At 39.6% G+C, this 4,030-nt stretch carries 6 protein-coding genes; all 6 read left to right on the forward strand.

Annotated features, from left to right (window positions below):
• Positions 1 to 819: MobV family relaxase (gene mobV / locus EKM70_RS10980; protein WP_125547777.1), on the forward strand; the 819-nt coding region annotated here is incomplete at its 5' end.
• A gap of 171 nt (positions 820 to 990) precedes the next feature.
• The gene (locus EKM70_RS10985; RefSeq protein WP_125547775.1) at positions 991 to 1,215 is read left to right on the forward strand and encodes a hypothetical protein; all 225 of its coding nucleotides are present in this window, start codon (positions 991 to 993) and stop codon (positions 1,213 to 1,215) included.
• 148 nt (positions 1,216 to 1,363) lie between these two features.
• Positions 1,364 to 1,519 (forward strand): protein repA, encoded by a 156-nt coding sequence (locus EKM70_RS10990; RefSeq protein ID WP_125547772.1) that lies wholly within the window; start codon positions 1,364 to 1,366, stop codon positions 1,517 to 1,519.
• 63 nt (positions 1,520 to 1,582) lie between these two features.
• Positions 1,583 to 2,245 (forward strand): replication protein, encoded by a 663-nt coding sequence (locus EKM70_RS10995; RefSeq protein WP_084989074.1) that lies wholly within the window; start codon positions 1,583 to 1,585, stop codon positions 2,243 to 2,245.
• Between the two features lie 257 nt (positions 2,246 to 2,502).
• On the forward strand, positions 2,503 to 3,585 hold the full coding sequence (gene mobV, locus EKM70_RS11000; RefSeq protein ID WP_125547773.1) for a MobV family relaxase: 1,083 nt from the start codon (positions 2,503 to 2,505) through the stop codon (positions 3,583 to 3,585).
• Between the two features lie 171 nt (positions 3,586 to 3,756).
• Complete coding sequence (locus EKM70_RS11005; RefSeq protein ID WP_125547775.1) at positions 3,757 to 3,981, forward strand: hypothetical protein; 225 nt, start codon at positions 3,757 to 3,759, stop codon at positions 3,979 to 3,981.
• Positions 3,982 to 4,030 lie beyond the last annotated feature (49 nt).

The raw sequence follows: 4,030 nt of genomic DNA on the forward strand, positions 1-4,030 counted from the left end.
GAGTTCTTTGAGCAACTGGACGAAAAACAGACCAGAGCCTATTTTGAAACTGCTAAACAGTACTTTGCTGAAAAGTTTGGGGACGAGAATATCCGCTATGCTTGGGTGCATTTAGACGAGCACACGCCCCATATGCATATGGGGATCGTGCCGTTTGATAAAGATAATAAACTGTCGGCTAAGCGGGTGTTTAATCGGGAAGCCCTGCAACAGGTGCAAGATGAGCTACCCGAGTTCTTACAGTCCAAAGGTTTTAAGCTTGAACGGGGTCAAAAAAACAAAGAGCGTAAAAATTTGTCTGTGCCTGAATACAAGGCTATGCGTCAAGAATTAGAGACGGTTAAAGCAGATACAAAAAAACAGAGACAAGAATTCGAAGATTTTAAAAAATCTGATTTTGATGTAGTCAATGTTGAAACCTTACAACCACGCTTTAAAAAAGGCTACGTGTTGGTTAAAAAAGACGATTTTGAGCAAATGAAACAGGGAGCAATTTATGCCAAGAGTGCTTTTATTGATTCACTCCATGCAAAATCTGACGCTGAAAGAGCTCATGATAGTGAAATTAAAGCTAGTAGTCGGGCGCTTGAATTGGAAATGAAGAATGATAAACTGCAAGCTGAAAATAGCAAATTGCGGACGCAATTAAATCATGCGCAAGATTTGATTAAGCGTATGTTCAAGGTGTTGAAAGAAAAACTAGGCGATAAAGTGCATATGAAACCCGAGACGTGGCACAAAGTGGGCTTAAAAGCGCCAAATGAGCCTGTTAAGCAATCTAAACGGAAACCTGAAAGAGATACAAGTTTAAAGCGTTAAAGTGCTTAGAACGCAAATATAAGCTAAATAGGGCTATATCATTCTAGCAATAGAGTTCTGTCTAGCTGTTAGTCAACGGTAAATCGAATTAAAGGGGCTTGCTGCTTTTAGCAGTTAGCCCCTTTTTGAGGCTTTAAGGAGTTGACTGACTTCACTCAACCCAGAAGCCTGATGAACTGGAAAGCAACCTTTGCTTTCCCGAGCCCCACGGCGGCAAGTGTGGTGGTCAAGCTGACATCAGCTTGGCAGTGTGGTGCAACCACGGTTTTAAAAAGTAGTTCAGCGGTTTTTGCTGATCTGCTTTTTGGTTTTGATTTTTTACTGATTGGGAGCGGAAAAAACATGGGGGCACTACGACACCCCCCATGTGCTCATTGCTCACTGCTCAAATTGTAAAAGTGTGTTATAAGCTTATGTATCAATGGTTTATTACACTTTTTTTTTGTTTTTTTTAGCCCCCTTGTATTTCTTATGTATGTACGATAGAATTATGTAATACAGTTGAATTAGTCCACTTAAATTAGTATGAAAGAAGGTGTTTTTTGTGGTTGAAATTGAAAAGAAAAAGGTTACTTTATCTATTCCTGTTGAAACTAATGGAAAACTGGAAGAATTGGCACAAAAATATGGCATGACGAAATCTGGTTTGGTTAATTTTTTGATTAACCAAGTTTCGGAAGCTGGCACAATTTATAAATAACAATAAAAAAAGCGCCCTGTGACGAGGACGCTAACCAAAATGAATGTGAGGTTATTATAACATATGACGAATAAAGCTAATATTGATTGGACGGTCCCCCGTGAAAATTTAAATCCAAAAACTAAGCGTCCGTTTAAACGTGGACGTAATTGGGGAATTATAGTCTACCCTGAAAGCGCACCGAAAGATTGGTTGGATATTATCAGAATGGAGCCTGTTGCTGTTAGTCCATTGCATGATAAAGATGTAAATCCTGATGGGGAACGAAAGAAGGCACATTATCATCTTGTTTTGAATTATAAAGGGTATAAATCTTTTGAACAAATTGATGAATTAGCTAGACTTTTAAGAGCTCCTATACCTCAACGTGTAAGTAGCTTAACTGGTGCTGTGCGTTATTTAACTCATATGGATAACCCTGAAAAATATAGATATGACGATTCTAAGATTCAGGCTTATGGTGGTTTTGATTTGGAAAGTTGTTTAGGACTTTCGACAGGGGATAAAAGAGAAGCATTAAAGGATATGTTTGTTTTTATTTCAGAGAATAATATTACTCATTTAAAAGACTTATTGGATTATTGTATGTCTGATGAATGTCCTGCTGGTTGGTTTGAAATTGCGACTGAAAGAAACACGTTAGTTATTAAAGAATATATTAAATCAAACTGGCAAAAACAAAGACCCGATGATTTAGGGTATTCTTATTCAAAGCGAAATGAATAAGAACTGTTTTAGAAAGAAATGGATAAGTGATCCATTTCTTTTTTTGCTTGGAAAGCAAAACCGTGAGTGGCGATTATTTTGGCGGAAGAGAACAGCCAAAATTAACTGCCACGAGAGCAAGATTTTCCGAGTAGGAAAATGAGCGGTGGGGTCTGTCCCGCTGGCAAAGCGACCCTCGGTAGAGACCACACTTTGCGAAGTAAAGTATAGTGGGTTATACTTTACATGGACGGTGTCCGAATTAGGGGGTGTGTGGAATGAGTTTTGTTGTCGCAAGAATGCAGAAATTGAAAGCTGATAATTTGGTTGGTTTGGGTAATCACGACCAACGGAAAACTAGCAATCATAGCAACCAAGATATTGATGTCTCACGGTCACATTTGAACTATGATTTGGTGGCTGGACGGACGAACAATTTTAAGACGGATATTCAGTCTTATATTGACGAACGCAAGGCTGGCTCCCGAGCTGTCCGTAAAGACGCTGTCTTAGCCAATGAGTGGGTTATTACGAGTGATAAGGAGTTCTTTGAGCAACTGGACGAAAAACAGACCAGAGCCTATTTTGAAACTGCTAAACAGTACTTTGCTGAAAAGTTTGGGGACGAGAATATCCGCTATGCTTGGGTGCATTTAGACGAGCACACGCCCCATATGCATATGGGGATCGTGCCGTTTGATAAAGATAATAAACTGTCGGCTAAGCGGGTGTTTAATCGGGAAGCCCTGCAACAGGTGCAAGATGAGCTACCCGAGTTCTTACAGTCCAAAGGTTTTAAGCTTGAACGGGGTCAAAAAAACAAAGAGCGTAAAAATTTGTCTGTGCCTGAATACAAGGCTATGCGTCAAGAATTAGAGACGGTTAAAGCAGATACAAAAAAACAGAGACAAGAATTCGAAGATTTTAAAAAATCTGATTTTGATGTAGTCAATGTTGAAACCTTACAACCACGCTTTAAAAAAGGCTACGTGTTGGTTAAAAAAGACGATTTTGAGCAAATGAAACAGGGAGCAATTTATGCCAAGAGTGCTTTTATTGATTCACTCCATGCAAAATCTGACGCTGAAAGAGCTCATGATAGTGAAATTAAAGCTAGTAGTCGGGCGCTTGAATTGGAAATGAAGAATGATAAACTGCAAGCTGAAAATAGCAAATTGCGGACGCAATTAAATCATGCGCAAGATTTGATTAAGCGTATGTTCAAGGTGTTGAAAGAAAAACTAGGCGATAAAGTGCATATGAAACCCGAGACGTGGCACAAAGTGGGCTTAAAAGCGCCAAATGAGCCTGTTAAGCAATCTAAACGGAAACCTGAAAGAGATACAAGTTTAAAGCGTTAAAGTGCTTAGAACGCAAATATAAGCTAAATAGGGCTATATCATTCTAGCAATAGAGTTCTGTCTAGCTGTTAGTCAACGGTAAATCGAATTAAAGGGGCTTGCTGCTTTTAGCAGTTAGCCCCTTTTTGAGGCTTTAAGGAGTTGACTGACTTCACTCAACCCAGAAGCCTGATGAACTGGAAAGCAACCTTTGCTTTCCCGAGCCCCACGGCGGCAAGTGTGGTGGTCAAGCTGACATCAGCTTGGCAGTGTGGTGCAACCACGGTTTTAAAAAGTAGTTCAGCGGTTTTTGCTGATCTGCTTTTTGGTTTTGATTTTTTACTGATTGGGAGCGGAAAAAACATGGGGGCACTACGACACCCCCCATGTGCTCATTGCTCACTGCTCAAATTGTAAAAGTGTGTTATAAGCTTATGTATCAATGGTTTATTACACTTTTTTTTTT

It is taken from the genome of Levilactobacillus lindianensis (assembly GCF_003946095.1).
Classification (GTDB): domain Bacteria; phylum Bacillota; class Bacilli; order Lactobacillales; family Lactobacillaceae; genus Levilactobacillus; species Levilactobacillus lindianensis.